General features: G+C 56.9%; 11 protein-coding genes. 2 read left to right on the top strand and 9 right to left on the bottom strand.

What is annotated here, in order from left to right; translation table 11 throughout:
* Positions 1 to 79: 79 nt before the first annotated feature.
* The 9 genes from potE to kdpF form a co-directional block, all read right to left on the bottom strand.
* A complete protein-coding gene (potE, locus tag F0319_RS00200) occupies positions 80 to 1393 on the bottom strand; it encodes a putrescine-ornithine antiporter (protein ID WP_008501072.1) in 1314 nt (437 codons plus the stop codon).
* Positions 1390 to 3588: an ornithine decarboxylase SpeF gene (gene speF, locus F0319_RS00195; protein ID WP_149366025.1), complete on the bottom strand. Its 2199-nt coding sequence runs from the start codon at positions 3586 to 3588 to the stop codon at positions 1390 to 1392. The genes potE and speF overlap by 4 nt, the downstream gene beginning before the upstream one ends.
* 254 nt (positions 3589 to 3842) lie before the next feature.
* Positions 3843 to 3947, bottom strand: coding sequence for a leader peptide SpeFL (speFL, locus tag F0319_RS00190; protein WP_003858645.1), 105 nt, complete (start codon positions 3945 to 3947; stop codon positions 3843 to 3845).
* 279 nt (positions 3948 to 4226) lie between these two features.
* Entirely contained in the window at positions 4227 to 4904 is a 678-nt protein-coding gene (kdpE, locus tag F0319_RS00185) for a two-component system response regulator KdpE (protein ID WP_149366024.1), read from the bottom strand.
* Positions 4901 to 7588, bottom strand: coding sequence for a two-component system sensor histidine kinase KdpD (kdpD, locus tag F0319_RS00180; protein ID WP_149366023.1), 2688 nt, complete (start codon positions 7586 to 7588; stop codon positions 4901 to 4903). Before kdpD ends, kdpE begins: the two co-directional genes overlap by 4 nt.
* Complete coding sequence (kdpC, locus tag F0319_RS00175; RefSeq protein WP_136195355.1) at positions 7589 to 8164, bottom strand: potassium-transporting ATPase subunit KdpC; 576 nt, start codon at positions 8162 to 8164, stop codon at positions 7589 to 7591. It lies immediately after the preceding gene.
* Between the two features lie 12 nt (positions 8165 to 8176).
* Positions 8177 to 10225 (bottom strand): potassium-transporting ATPase subunit KdpB, encoded by a 2049-nt coding sequence (gene kdpB, locus F0319_RS00170; protein WP_149366022.1) that lies wholly within the window; start codon positions 10223 to 10225, stop codon positions 8177 to 8179.
* A gap of 18 nt (positions 10226 to 10243) precedes the next feature.
* Positions 10244 to 11923, bottom strand: a complete 1680-nt coding sequence (gene kdpA / locus F0319_RS00165; RefSeq protein ID WP_149366021.1) for a potassium-transporting ATPase subunit KdpA — start codon at positions 11921 to 11923, stop codon at positions 10244 to 10246.
* A complete protein-coding gene (gene kdpF, locus F0319_RS00160) occupies positions 11923 to 12012 on the bottom strand; it encodes a K(+)-transporting ATPase subunit F (RefSeq protein ID WP_014069365.1) in 90 nt (29 codons plus the stop codon). The genes kdpA and kdpF overlap by 1 nt, the downstream gene beginning before the upstream one ends.
* A 309-nt stretch (positions 12013 to 12321) precedes the next feature.
* On the opposite strand from kdpF, the gene F0319_RS00155 reads away from it, so the two are divergent.
* Entirely contained in the window at positions 12322 to 12528 is a 207-nt protein-coding gene (locus F0319_RS00155) for a YbfA family protein (protein ID WP_008501079.1), read from the top strand.
* Positions 12529 to 13125: 597 nt separating this feature from the next.
* On the top strand, positions 13126 to 14538 hold the full coding sequence (gene phrB, locus F0319_RS00150; RefSeq protein WP_149366020.1) for a deoxyribodipyrimidine photo-lyase: 1413 nt from the start codon (positions 13126 to 13128) through the stop codon (positions 14536 to 14538).
* Positions 14539 to 14543 lie beyond the last annotated feature (5 nt).

Genomic DNA, 14543 nt, shown 5'->3' with positions numbered 1-14543 from the left:
CCCTCATCCTGACCCTCTCCCTTCGGGAGAGGGAGAAAACAATAAAACGGCAACCCTTGGGTTGCCGTTTTGCTTTGACCTAACTGTGCTTGTTCTTCAATTCAAACCGTGGTGATACCAGACCGTACAGCGTCCAGCCCATAAAGGTTACCATTGCCCCGTAGAGCATCGCTTCCTGGCCGGATGAGTAAAGCGCATAGAAGCTGTAAATCGCGCCAATCAGCGCCACGATATTGGCCGCGCGCGCTTTGCGCGGATCCACCTTCGCCACCTTCTGAATGATCACCAGCGCCGCCATCGACAGAATATACGGAATGATGTTCGTCACGACCGCCAGGTTGACCAGCACGTTGAACTGGCTGTTCAGCGACGGGCTAATGGTCATCAGCGACAATCCGCTCTGGAAGATGACAATCGCCAGCATGCCCTGCACCGGCGCATCCGCTTTGGTCACGCGAGAGAAGATTTTTGGGAAATAACCTTCATCAGCCGAAGATTTAAACACCTGTGCGATGGTGAACTGCCAGCCAAGGAGTGAACCGCAGCACGACATGACCATCAAACCCATAATCACTTTCCCGACTTCCGGCGTGAACATCTGCGCGAAGGCCAGTCCGAACGGCGCCGTAGAGTTAGCAAGATCCATGTTTGGCACAATCCCGGCAATCACGTTAGTCGAGACGATATAGATCACCGCCGCGCCCAGCGTACCGCCGAGGACCGCAATCGGCACGTTCTTTTCAGGGTTATCAACCACTTCTGCGTTGGCGCAGGCGGATTCCAGACCGAGGAAGGCCCAGAGCGTCATGGCGATAGAAGAGCCGACTGCGCTGAAGAACGGCACATGGTGCGGGTTCCAGGAGTTGGCGTACAGGGTCGGGCTGAACCAGAACCAGCCGATGATGCACAGGCCGACAACGGGAATAATTACCCCCCAGACGGTGATGCTGGAGAGCTGTCCGGTGATACGCGCCCCGCCAAAGTTAGCCACGGTGCAGATCCACAGCACGCCGATGGTGGCCAGGCCAATCTGTACCGGGCTGAGCGTCGCGCCAAACAGCTCCGTACCGTAGCCCACGGCGGAGATGGCAATCGCCACGTTGGCGATCAGCAGCGACACCCCGTAGGTATAGTTGGCCATAAAGTTGCCAGACTTACCAAAGGCATACTCGGCGTAGCCCCCCATGCCGCCTGACTTGCGGCTGAACATCCCGCACTTGGCAAACGCCCACGCCAGCGCCATTGAGCCTACGGCGGTCACCAGCCAGGAGATAATTGAAATGGTTCCTACTTCGGCAAGCTTGGTGGGCAGCATAATGATCCCGGAGCCCATCATGTTCACCATGGTGAGGATAGTTAGCTGCACCACGCCCATCTTATTGGACTTACTCATAATTTCTCTCCTTTCAGCAGCGCGGGCTGAGCGGCGGGTTGTTTGATGACGTTACAGCGAACCTGTTTGCGGCCCTCGCACTCTTCGACGTACACACCCTGCAGCTCCGGCGCGAAGCCCGGCAGCAGGTTGATGCCTTCTTCCAGCGCGGCGAAGTAGCGCAGCACGGAGCCGCCCCAGACCTCCCCTGGAACCACGCACAATACCCCCGGTGGATAAGGTAGGGCGCCTTCCGCGGCGATGCGGCCTTCCGCGTCGCGCAGGGAGACCAGTTCTACTTCTCCGCGCAGATAGGCGTAGTTCGCGTCCTGCGGGTTCATCATCACGCGCGGGAAGTGAGACTTGCGGAACATCTCTTTCTGCAGCTGCTTCACGTTGTGACGGGCGTACAGGTCATGCATTTCCTGGCAGATCTGGCGCAGGGTGTAATCCGCGTAACGTTCCGGATGCTGTTTGTAGAGAGAAGGCAGGACGTCTTTCAGCGGAACATCGCTCTCGAGCAGTTTTTCGAAACGCACCAGCTGCGCCACCAGCTGCTGCAGTTTGCCCATATCTTCCGCAGGCGTGAGCAGGAACAGGATCGAGTTGAGATCGCATTTTTCCGGCACGATGCCGTTTTCACGCAGGAAGTTAGCGAGGATAGTGGCGGGCACGCCGAAGTCGTCATACTCCCCGGTGCGGGCGTTAATGCCCGGCGTGGTTAGCAGGAGCTTGCACGGGTCGATAAAATACTGATGCTCGGCGTAGCCTTCAAAGGCGTGCCAGTTTTCACCCGGTACGAAGTGGAAGAAGCGCAGATCGGTCGCAATTTCCGCCGTGTCCCAGCTTTCCCACGGACGGCCATCCACCGTCTCCGGCACGAAGGGGCGCAGATACCGGCAGTTCTCCAGGATTAGCTTACGCGCTTCAATACCGTTCACCACGCAGTCCATCCACATGTTGCGGCCGCTCTGGCCTTCATGCATACGGGCGTTGATGTCCAGCGCGGCAAACAGCGGATAAAACGGGCTGGTGGAGGCGTGCATCATAAAGGCATTATTCAGCCGCTTGTGCGGGACATAGCGCTGCTGTCCTTTGATGTGGCTGTCTTTTTTATGGATTTGCGAGGTCTGGGAGAAGCCTGCCTGCTGTTTATGCACGGACTGGGTAACCAAAATCCCCGGGTCGTTTTCGTTCAGCTCCAGCAGCAGCGGAGAGCAGTCGGCCATCATCGGGATAAACTGCTCGTAACCCACCCAGGCGGAGTCAAACAGGATGTAATCACACAGATGCCCAATCTTATCCACCACCTGACGGGCGTTGTAGATGGTGCCATCGTAAGTACCGAGCTGGATCACCGCCAGACGGAACGGACGCGCATCGCGCGCACGGCCCGGTGCAACTTCGGCCACCAGCTCGCGCAGGTACTGTTCTTCAAAACAGTGGGCGTCAATGCCGCCGATAAAGCCGTACGGGTTGCGCGCGGTTTCCAGATAGACTGGCGTTGCGCCTGCCTGGAGTAGGGCACCGTGATGGTTGGATTTGTGGTTGTTGCGGTCGAACAGCACCAGGTCGCCCGGCGTGAGCAGGGCGTTAAGTACCACTTTGTTGGATGACGAGGTGCCGTTCAGCACGAAGTAGGTCTTATCGGCATTAAAGACCTTCGCCGCATGTTGCTGCGCAATGCACGGCGCGCCTTCGTGAATCAGCAGATCGCCCATCGCCACGTCGGCGTTACACAGGTCGGAGCGGAAAAGCGTCTCGCCAAAGAAATCCACAAACTGATTGCCGGCAGGATGGCGGCGGAAGAACTGGCCGCCCTGATGGCCCGGGCAGTCGAACGCACTGTTGCCCTGCTTCACGTAGTCGACCAGGGCGCGGAAAAACGGCGGGCGCAGCTGGGTTTCATACTTTTGGGCTGCCGCTTCCAGCTGGCGTCCATAAAAGTCGTTGCTGGTGTCTGAATACTCAAATACGCCATGAATGCGCGATAAATAGTCTGCCGGAATGAACTCTTCTTTCTGCGTCGCGACAAATACGGGAATGCCAAAACCGGTGGCTTCTATTTCGTCCAGTATCCCGCCGGTAATATCACTGACCGCCAGAACAATAGCGGCGACATCGATATAATCAGAGGCTCTGACATCCACCAGTTCACGCTGGGTGGTAAAGCAATCAGGACAAGCGCGGCTGGCTGCGATTTTTAAACTTTTCATCTTTCTCTCTTTATTTTAGGTAATAAGCGTCCCTCGATTTCTTGCAAGAAAGAAATCGATAATTTTCCGGAAAAAAAGCAAAGGGTGGCCGCTGATTAAAATCAGTACATTGCTTTTTTGAAGATTGAAATTCAGTCCGCCCGGTGCGGATGAGTCTGAATCAAGATGAATGAGCGCACGAGTTCACAGGCAAAGACCTGTAAAATAAGATGTTTCAGGATAACCTGTAAGCGAGTGCGCCAGAAGTCGAAGGACTACCGGGCATTAAAGAGATGAAAGTCAAAGCAGTTTCGGTGGGCAAACATCATGATATGCGTTGTCCGCCTTATATGGGGCATTAAGCGATTGTTGTTTTCCATGTTTCATTTTCCTTTCAGTAATTGAAAGCATGGTCATTTTATCCAGGAAAAAGCGATTAACTGTGAACAAGATCACCGTTAACCGATCAAATCAGAAATAAATATTCGTTTTGGATGAATATCGCAGATCAAAATTCTGATTTGTTGGTGTTGCGTTAACAGGTTGTATTATCAATGTTTTAAATGAGCAAAAATAGCCCGTAAAAATAACGTATGGGTTATTTATGAAATATTGCCTGAGGTATTTCGGTTTTATTTAAAAATAAAATGAATAGTTATTCAAAGCATAAACCGATAACCGATACCGGTTTCAGTTAATAAATGGCGAGGGCGAGCGGGGTCGACTTCGAGTTTCTGACGAAGATGTCCCATATATATGCGTAAATAGTGACTATGCTCCACGGCGTTGGGTCCCCACACCTGACTTAACAGCTGGCGCTGGGTGAGAACCTTGCCGTGGTTGTTGAGCAGCACGGCGAGCAGGCGAAACTCAATGGGCGTAAGATGAATTTCCTCTTCGCCGCGCAAAATGCGCCGCGCGGCCAGGTCAACCCGGATATCCCCAAACGCGTAGGTTGGATCGGCAGGCGTGGTGGCGCTGTGGCGACGCAGCGCCACGCGAAGGCGAGCCTGAAGCTCGCCGATACCAAACGGTTTAATCAGATAGTCATCCGCCCCGGCATCCAGCGCGGCGATTTTATCCGTCTCTTCAGTACGGGCGGAGAGCACGAGGATCGGCATCTGGCTCCACTGGCGGACTTCACGAATAAAATCGATGCCGTCGCCGTCCGGGAGTCCAAGATCGAGGATCACCAGGTCCGGCTTGCGGGTGGCGGCCTCAATTAAACCCCGCTGAAGCGTACCCGCATCATGAACGCGCAGACCGTCTCCTTCCAGCGCAGCGCGCAGAAAACGGTTAATGGCGATCTCATCTTCAACAATCAGAACGTTAATCACAAATCCTCTGGTAATTCATTAAGTTCTGGCGGGGTTTCCAGAGGAAGTGTAACACAAAAACGCGCACCGCCTTCCGGACGATTCTCCGCGGAAATGGAGCCGCCATGCACGTCAATGATCGCCTGGCAAATCGCCAGCCCCAGCCCCACGCCCGGAATGGCCGACTCCTTATTGCCGCGTGCAAATTTCTCGAAAATAGCCAACTCCTGCCCGGCTGGAATGCCGGGGCCGGTATCCCAGACGTTAAGGCGAAGGGTGTTATCTTCCACTGTCGCATCCACCCCAATCTGAGCACTGGCGCCCGCATATTTGGCGGCATTTTCCAGCAGGTTGATCAGCACCCGCTCGAACAAGGGCCCATCAACGTGAATTAACGTCAGGGGCTCGGGCATGTTCAGCGCGATATGTCGCCCGCCCAGACCGGGTTCGAGCATTTTCAGCGCGCTGCCCACCACCTCTTCAAGCGTGAGCCACTCTTTTTTGAGGTTAAAACCGCCCGACTGGATACGCGCCATGTCGAGCAGGTTATTCACCAGACGCGTGGTATTCAGCACGTGCTGGCGGATCTCGCTGGCCTGAAGGGCATGTTTAGAGCCTTCCGCCGCCAGGTCCAGCGTCAGAATTTCTGACTGACCGAACAGGACGGTGAGCGGGGTACGCAGATCGTGAGACAGCGCTGCCAGCAGCGAGTTACGAATGCTTTCACGCTCGCTCGCCAGACGGGCCTGTTCCTCGCTGGCGGTGAGGGCCAGTCGTTCCAGCGCGCTGGCAACCAGCAGCGTAAACGTCTCCAGTAAACGCTGCTGTTCGGGGATCATCAGCTGGCGCAGGTTGGAAGGCTCCACGATGACCAGCCCCTGATTTTTATCGGCACTGCGCAGGGGCAGAATTTGATATGGCACGCCGGGCAGGGTATCTGTCCCTGCGCCCGCCGGTAAGCCTTTGTCAAAGCTCCAGCGCGCGATGGCTTCGTCCCAGGGCGTCATGCCTGAGGCCGACGTCAGCGGGCGCAGCTTGCCGTGTTCGTCCGGAAGTAAAATCAGGTTGCTGGCATGAAACGTCGAGCGGATAAACTGCTCGCTGGTCTGTACGATATCCAGCGGCGTGCGGCCCACCGCCAGCGATTTCGACATCTCATAGAGATGGCGCGTGCGCTGTTCGCGATAGCGGGCGATACGCGCCTGATAGCGCACGCCCGCCGTCAGATTGCCGATCACCAGCCCGACGGTGAGCATCACGGCAAAGGTGAGGATGTACTGCACGTCCGAGACGGCGAGCGTCCCGCGGGGAGCAATAAAGAACAGATCGAAGCTGATGACGTTAATTACCGTCGCCAGGACCGACGGCCAGCGCCCGTAAAAGAGCGCCACCACCACCACGCCGAGAAGGTAGATCATCACCAGGTTGGCGGCATCAAACGCAATCAGCCACTGGCTGGCAATCACGGTAATCAGGGCACAGAGCACGACGGCGACAAGACAGCCGCGAAGCTGAATGCGCCATTTATCGCTGAAGGTGCGGCTGTCTGGCGCACGATTGGGTAAGGGGGTAGGTTTGTCGTCCAGCGCCACGATCACCAGATCCAGATCCGGCGCGCGACGGGCCAGCTTGTCGGCAAAGGATTCGCGGCTAAACCAGCGGCGATGCTGACGACGGCCAATGACGATTTTCCCCAGGTTGTGCTCGCGCGCGTAGCGCAGAATGGCTTTATCTTCCTGAGGATCGGAAAGGGTGGCGGTTTCCGCACCCAGTTCCTGCGCCAGGCGCAGCGAACTCAGGATCGCGCGGCGCTGGTTTTCGGGCAGCGCGTGCAGCTGCGGCGTTTCGACATACACCGCATGCCAGACGCTGCCAAATTTGGCCGCCAGGCGCGCGGCGGTGCGGACAAGCTTTTCATTGCCGCTGCCGTGACCCACGCACAGCAGGATGGCGTCCCGCGTGTGCCAGACGCGTTCCTGGCCCTGCAGGTCGCGCCAGGCGCGCATCTGATCGTCCACCCGGTCGGCGGTTCGGCGCAGGGCCAGCTCGCGCAGGGCTATCAGGTTGCCTTTACGGAAGAAATGTTCGATGGCGCGCTCGGCCTGGCCGGCGATATAGACTTTGCCTTCGTGCAGGCGCTGGCGCAAATCATCGGGCGGCAGGTCGACCAGCACCACCTCATCTGCGGAATCGAAGAAGGGATCGGGCACCGTTTCGCGCACCTGAATGCCGGTCACGCCGCTGACCACGTCGTTCAGGCTTTCGAGATGCTGAACGTTAACCGTCGTGAACACATCGATACCGGCTTCAAGTAACTCTTCAACATCCTGCCAGCGTTTGGGGTGGCGCGAGCCTGGCGCATTGCTGTGCGCCAGCTCGTCCATCAGGATAAGCGCGGGGCGGCGGGCGAGGGCGGCATCGAGATCGAATTCGGTGACTAACCGACCGCGATGGCTGATGCGGCGGGGCGGCTGAGTTGCCAGCCCCTTCAGCAGTGATGCCGTCTCTTTACGTCCGTGGGTTTCAACCACTCCGATCAGAATATCGAGCCCCTGCGCCCGAAGCCGCTGGGCTTCCGTCAGCATGGCGAAGGTTTTCCCGACGCCCGCGCAGGCGCCGAAGAAAATTTTCAGTTTGCCGCGATGGGCTTCAGCTGTTTGTTCGAGCAGCCTGTCCGGATCCGGGCGCATGGGCTCGTCGGTCATTTAGTTTTTCCTTAGCGCGTCCAGCGCCAGATTCAGCTCAACAATATTTACCACGGGCATGCCGATGAAGCTGACCAGCGGCTTTTGCGTGTGCTCGGCAACCAGCTGGCTCACCTGTTCGACGGTCAGCTGACGGGCGGCGGCGACGCGCGGGATCTGCCATGCCACGGCTGCCGGCGTCAGGCTGTAGTCCAGCCCGCTGGCCGAGGCGGTCACCAGCTCCACGGGAACGTCACGGCTGGCCTGTGGATTCGCGGCACGCAGGGCAGCCACGCGCTCAGTAACGGCTTTATCCAGCTCGGGGTTGCTGCCCGCCAGGTTACTGCCGCCGGATGCCATCGGATTATACGGGCTTTCGGCAGTGGCGGAAGGGCGTCCCTGGAAGTAGCGGGCATCCGTAAAGTTCTGACCAATCAGGCGAGACCCGCGGTTTTCACCGTTTTGCATAATCAGCGAGCCGTTAGCCTGATCCTTAAACCACCACTGGCCCAGCGCGGTGGTCACCAGCGGGTACAGCCCGCCGGTAATGAGAGACAGCAGAATAAACAGAAGTATAGCGGGGCGTAACATCGTCATTTGATTCACCTTTTAAACCAGGCCGAACAGCGTCAACAGCAGGTCGATAACCTTGATACCGACGAAGGGCACCACCAGCCCGCCCAGGCCGTAAATCCACAGGTTGCGGCGCAGCATGGCCGCCGCCGTGAGCGGCTTATAGCTCACGCCCTTCAGCGCCAGCGGGATCAGGAAGACAATAATCAGGGCGTTAAAGATCACTGCGCTCAGAATGGCCGAGGCCGGAGAATGCAGGTGCATTACGTTCAGGGCGTTTAATTGCGGATAGGTCGCAGCAAACGCGGCCGGAATGATGGCGAAATACTTCGCCACGTCGTTAGCGATACTGAACGTGGTCAGCGAGCCGCGCGTCATCAGCATCTGCTTGCCGATGTGCACCACTTCAATCAGCTTGGTCGGGTTAGAGTCGAGGTCGACCATGTTGCCCGCCTCTTTGGCTGCCTGCGTACCGGAGTTCATCGCCACCGCCACGTCGGCCTGCGCGAGGGCAGGGGCATCGTTGGTTCCGTCGCCCGTCATCGCCACCAGACGGCCTTCCGCCTGATACTGACGAATCAGTGCCAGCTTGGCTTCCGGTGTGGCTTCGGAAAGGAAATCATCCACGCCCGCTTCGGCGGCAATCGCCGCGGCGGTAAGACGGTTATCCCCGGTGATCATCACCGTTTTGATCCCCATCTTACGCAGCTGGGCAAAGCGCTCCTTGATGCCGCCTTTGACGATATCCTTCAGCGCAATCACCCCGAGTACGCGCGCGCCTTCGGCCACCACCAGCGGCGTTGCCCCCTGACGGGCCACGCTTTCAACCAGGTTGTCCACTTCCGGTGGGAAGTGACCGTTGTTGGCCTCGATGTGGCGGCGGATCGCGTCAACCGAGCCTTTACGGATCATGCGATCCTGGATGTTGATGCCGCTCATGCGGGTTTGCGCCGTGAAGGGTACGAACGTGGCGTGCAGGCTCTGAACGTCGCGCTGGCGCAGGTTAAAGCGCTGCTTGGCGAGGATCACAATGCTGCGGCCTTCCGGGGTTTCATCAGCAAGCGAGGAGAGCTGCGCGGCATCCGCCAGCGTTTTTTCACCCACGCCCGGGGCGGGTAGGAAATCTGACGCCTGACGGTTACCAAGGGTAATGGTGCCGGTTTTATCCAGCAGCAACACATCCACGTCACCGGCGGCTTCTACAGCACGCCCGCTGGTGGCGATGACGTTGGCACCGAGCATACGGCTCATGCCGGCCACGCCGATGGCCGACAGCAGGCCGCCGATGGTGGTGGGGATCAGACAAACCAGCAGCGCCACCAGTACCGTGACGGTGACCGCGGTACCGCCATACGCAGAGAACGGCCACAGCGTCGCGGTTGCCAGCAGGAAGACAATGGTCAAGGCCACCAGCAGGATGGTCAGGGCAATCTCGTTTGGCGTTTTACGGCGCTGTGCGCCTTCCACCATGGCGATCATCCGGTCGAGAAAGGTTTCACCCGGGTTAACGCTGCACTGGATCACCAGCCAGTCGGAGAGAATGCGCGTCCCGCCCGTCACGGAGGCGAAATCGCCGCCGGACTCACGGATCACCGGCGCGGATTCCCCGGTGATGGCGCTTTCATCCACCGATGCGCCCCCTTCAATGACTTCGCCGTCGCAAGGGATGATGTCACCGGCTTCAACCAGCACCACATCGCCTTTACGCAGTTCATCTGCCGGAACGTGGTCCATCTGAGCGCCGTATTTCGGTTCCCGTAGCTTGCGCGCGAAGGCGGTTTTTTTCACCCCTTTCAGGCTGTTGGCCTGGGCTTTACTCCGGCCTTCCGCCAGCGCTTCCGCAAAGTTGGCGAACAGCACGGTAAACCACAGCCACAGGCTGATGGCGCCGGTAAACATCGCATTTCCCGGCATATGGCCCGTTCCCATGGCAATCGCCAGGGCGGTGGTCAGGACGCTTCCCGCCCAGACGATAAACATCACCGGGTTGTGCCACTGCACGCGCGGGCTCAGCTTTTTCACCGCATCCATGAGCGCCTGGCGAACTAATGACGGTTCGAACAGGGCCAGTTGTTTACGACTCATGACAATTTCTCCGCAAAATCAGCGTAAAGAGAGGTATTCCGCGACCGGGCCTAACGCGAGGGCGGGGATAAAGGTCAGGGCGCCGACCAGCAACACGGTGCCCGTCAGCAGGCCGATAAACAGCGCGCCGTGGGTCGGTAACGTTCCGGTGGTGGTCGGTTGGATTTTTTTATTCACCAGCGATCCGGCAATCGCCATGACCGGCACAATGATCCCGAAGCGGCCCACAAACATGCAGAACGCCAGCAGGCAGTTCCAGAACGGTGAGTTGGCGCTTAGGCCCGCAAAGGCGCTGCCGTTGTTGTTGGCGGCCGAGGAGACGGCATACAGCACTTCACTAAAACCGTGAATGCCGGGGTTAAAGATGCCGCTGCGTCCGGCCTCGGTCATCAGCGCCAGCGCGGTGCCGAGCAGCACGAGAGCCGGGGTGACCAGAATCGCCAGCGCGGTTAATTTCATCTCGCGAACGTCGATTTTTTTACCCAGATATTCCGGCGTGCGGCCAATCATCAGACCGGCAATAAACACCGCCAGCAGCACGAACAGCAGCATGCCGTAAAGACCGGAGCCCACGCCGCCAAACACCACCTCGCCAATCTGCATCAGCCACATCGGGATCATGCCGCCCAGCGCCGTAAAGGAATCATGCATGGCATTGACGGCCCCGCACGAAGCTGCCGTGGTGACCACCGCATACAGGCTGCTGGCGAGAATGCCAAAGCGGCTCTCTTTACCTTCCATGTTGATCGCGCTATCGGCACCGAGTGAGAGGAAGTGCGGGTTACCCTGCCATTCGGCCCAGATCACCAGCGCAACACAGACCACAAAGATCAGCGACATGGTCCAGAGCAGGGTGCGGCCCTGACGGCGATCGTTAACCACGTCACCAAAAGCAAAGCAGAGCGCGGCGGGGATCAGGAAAATCGCCAGCATCTGCACAAAATTAGTCAGGGCGGTCGGGTTTTCAAACGGGTGCGAGGAGTTGGCGTTGAAGAAGCCCCCGCCGTTCGTCCCGAGCATTTTGATGGCTTCCTGCGACGCCACTGGCCCCATAGGCAGGAGCTGTTTTGCGCCTTCCAGCGAGGTATATGGCGCGTAAGGCAGCAGGTTTTGCAGGCTGCCCTGCTGAATGAAGAACAGCGCGATCAGCAGCGCAATCGGCAGCAGGATCCACAGCGTAATGCGCGTCAGGTCTACCCACGCGTTACCCAGCGTACTCACTTTCTGACGCGCAAACGCACGCGTCAGCGCGAAGATCACCGCAATTCCGCTGGCGGCAGAGAGGAAGTTCTGCACGGTTAGCCCGACCATCTGGCTGAAGTAGCTGAGCGTGGTTTCACCAGCATAGGACTGCCAGTTGGTGTTAGTGACAAAACTGACTGCCGTGTTAAGCGCGAGATGCCAGGACAGGCCCGGTAACTGTTGCGGATTCAAAGGCAGGATACCCTGCAGCATCAGCATGGCAAAAAGCGCAATGAGCCCGACGATGTTCAGCAGCAGAATGGCGATCAGATAGTCACGCCAGTTCATCTCCCGATCGTCTATACCCAGTACGCGCCAGATCCCTTTTTCAACGCCTCCCGTACCGGGCAGGGGAACGTTATTGATTAGCTGTGCCAGCCCCGAGCCCAGTGGCCTTGCCAGAACGAACAACACCACTAAGAAACTGGCAATAAGCAAAAACGCCTGAGCAGCCATCAGAATGCCTCCGCATTAATCAGGGCATAAACCAGATAACCCAATAACAGGAACACCAGCACGATGCCGGCAATAAGACCTGCACTCACAATCCACCTCCGGGTGACTTTTGTTGTTGTGCTAACGGTAGGATTTATGGCGCAAAGATTTCGCAAAAATGAGAAGGGCGGGTGTAAAAAAAGTATAAAAATGGCAAATCCCACAATTTAACTATTGATAAGTAAATCGTTAACTTTTTTGTAACTTAATTACGGCGTGAATGTAAATTTTCGCTAAACGGACGAAAATAAGTGGTCGGATGAGTAGTAAAATTACAAACAAAGCGATATTATTTTAGCCAGATCACAGATTTTGAATTTTCCGGATGACGTTTCCGGCCAACTATAGGGGAGAAAAATATGGATCTTTATAAAGAGTTTCCGGCTCATATCGTGTTCATGCGCCGCGCTTTCGCCGTAGTGGCTGGCGTGCTGGCTCTGCCGGTGATGCTGTTCTGGAAAGATCGTGCACGTTTTTATAGCTATCTGCACCGCGTCTGGGCGAAAACCAGCGAGAAGCCGGTGTGGATGGATCAGGCCGAGAAAGCGACCTGCGACTTTTACTAAGACTACACACAGCAATAAAAAAACCGCCAACAGCAATGTGGCGGTTTTTTTGTCCCTCCGGATTCGCGGTCCGTTGGGTGGTTTTCAAGCCCTCGTCAGAGACTTAAAAGAATATCTCGGGTCCTTAAGTAATCAAACTGCAACTCCCTAAATATATTCTTAAAAACCTTTTCAGTGGATTACGTTTTACGCCAGGGCCAACTACTATGCAGCGTCCCTTTCCGCCATCTCGCACATGGGCACCGGTCCCGGGAAAGGTGTGACCACAACCGTAAGTCAGGCTCTCGTCAGAGCTTGTGTCCACCGACTTATCACCGGTGGTGAACGGTGGAGCGGTTAGCAGCAGGGACCGCATAATGAAACGCTATTTTTGCATCGCGTTCATTGTCGCCAGCGTACTCGTTGTTAAAAGTGATGAACCGATCGGGTTTGTTGCATTTACCACGATAGCGCAGGACAAGTAGCGTTAAGGCCGCCTTGGGCGGCCTTTTTTATTTCATCCGGTCTACACTTCATGGCAAAGTACAGTAAAAGCGCGCCGCTTTTTCCTTTGGTGGCGTGCCCTTACGGACATAATGGATATTTGCCTGGAGTTTTATGCCCACCCATCTGGTTTGGTTTCGCGCGGACCTGCGCGTACATGACAACTTCGCACTCGCGGCAGCCTGCCGTTCCGATGACGCCAGCGTGCTGGCGCTATTTATCGCTACGCCTGAACAGTGGCAGCAGCATGATATGGCCCCGCGTCAGGCCGCTTACCTCAGATCGCATCTGAACGATCTGCAACACTCACTTGCTGAAAAAGGTATCCCCCTGATCTACAAAGAGGTCAGTGACTTTGCCGCGCAGCTTAAGATGTTGCGGGAGGTATGTCAGCAGAACGGCGTCACGCATCTTTTTTATAACTACCAGTACGAGCTGAACGAACGGCTGCGGGATCGCCAACTGGAGAACATTCTGGGCGAGGTGGTTTGTGAAGGATTTGATGACAGCGTAATGCTGGCACCGGGTAGCGTCATGACCGGCGGCCATGAAATGTATAAAGTGTTCACGCCGTTTAAAAATGCTTTTGTTAAACGTCTGAAAGAGGCGCTGCCGGAGTGCGTACCCGCACCCGCAGCCAGAGAGGAAGCCATAACCACGCTGCCTGAATTAACGTTTAACTATCCCCAACAGACATTCGATGAGCTTCTGTTCCCCGCAAACGAGAAGGCAGCAATTGCGAAGCTGCGCCAGTTTTGCAAACAGGGCGCGGGAGAGTACGAGGCGCGCAGGGATTTCCCGGCGATTGAAGGGACAAGCCGCTTATCGGCAAGCCTGGCGCTGGGCGTGCTCTCTCCTCGTCAGTGTCTACACCGTCTTCTGGCCGAGCAGCCGCAGGCGATGGACGGTGGGGCGGGTTCGGTGTGGCTGAACGAACTCATCTGGCGTGAATTTTATCGGCATCTGATGACGTATCATCCCGCTCTCTGTAAGCATCGTCCGTTCATTCCCTGGACCGACAACGTAAAATGGCAGCACGATGAGGCACTTTTACAGGCCTGGCAAAAAGGGGAGACGGGCTATCCGATTGTTGATGCTGCAATGCGCCAACTGAATGAAACCGGGTGGATGCACAACCGCCTGCGAATGATTACCGCCAGCTTTCTGGTGAAGGATCTGCTTATCGACTGGCGCAGCGGAGAGCGCTATTTTATCTCTCAGCTGATCGACGGCGATCTCGCTGCGAATAACGGCGGCTGGCAGTGGGCGGCCTCTACCGGCACCGATGCGGCTCCCTATTTCAGGATTTTTAATCCGACCACTCAGGGGCAAAAATTTGATGCCAACGGCGACTTTATCCGCCGCTGGTTGCCCGCGCTCAGGAACGTTCCTGCGAAAGCGATCCACGACCCGTGGGCATGGGCGGATAAACAGGGCGTAAAGCTCGATTATCCCCGCCCGATTGTTGACCATAAACAGGCGCGTGTCGCCACGCTGGCAGCGTACGAAGCCGCCAGAAAAGTTTGAGAGCA

Origin of the sequence: Enterobacter vonholyi (assembly GCF_008364555.1) — a bacterium.
GTDB classification, from domain to species: domain Bacteria; phylum Pseudomonadota; class Gammaproteobacteria; order Enterobacterales; family Enterobacteriaceae; genus Enterobacter; species Enterobacter vonholyi.
The sequence above is the reverse complement of the archived record's forward strand: the minus strand, read 5'-3'. Positions and strand labels throughout refer to the sequence as shown.

Bases quoted from the DNA above. Each gene is read 5' to 3' on its own strand.
- phrB (WP_149366020.1), top strand. From the start codon at position 13,126: ATGCCCACCCATCTGGTTTGGTTTCGCGCGGACCTGCGCGTACATGAC.
- kdpB (WP_149366022.1), bottom strand. From the start codon at position 10,225: ATGAGTCGTAAACAACTGGCCCTGTTCGAACCGTCATTAGTTCGCCAG.
- kdpC (WP_136195355.1), bottom strand. From the start codon at position 8,164: ATGACGATGTTACGCCCCGCTATACTTCTGTTTATTCTGCTGTCTCTC.
- kdpD (WP_149366023.1), bottom strand. From the start codon at position 7,588: ATGACCGACGAGCCCATGCGCCCGGATCCGGACAGGCTGCTCGAACAA.
- F0319_RS00155 (WP_008501079.1), top strand. From the start codon at position 12,322: ATGGATCTTTATAAAGAGTTTCCGGCTCATATCGTGTTCATGCGCCGC.
- potE (WP_008501072.1), bottom strand. From the start codon at position 1,393: ATGAGTAAGTCCAATAAGATGGGCGTGGTGCAGCTAACTATCCTCACC.
- speFL (WP_003858645.1), bottom strand. From the start codon at position 3,947: ATGGAAAACAACAATCGCTTAATGCCCCATATAAGGCGGACAACGCAT.
- kdpA (WP_149366021.1), bottom strand. From the start codon at position 11,923: ATGGCTGCTCAGGCGTTTTTGCTTATTGCCAGTTTCTTAGTGGTGTTG.
- speF (WP_149366025.1), bottom strand. From the start codon at position 3,588: ATGAAAAGTTTAAAAATCGCAGCCAGCCGCGCTTGTCCTGATTGCTTT.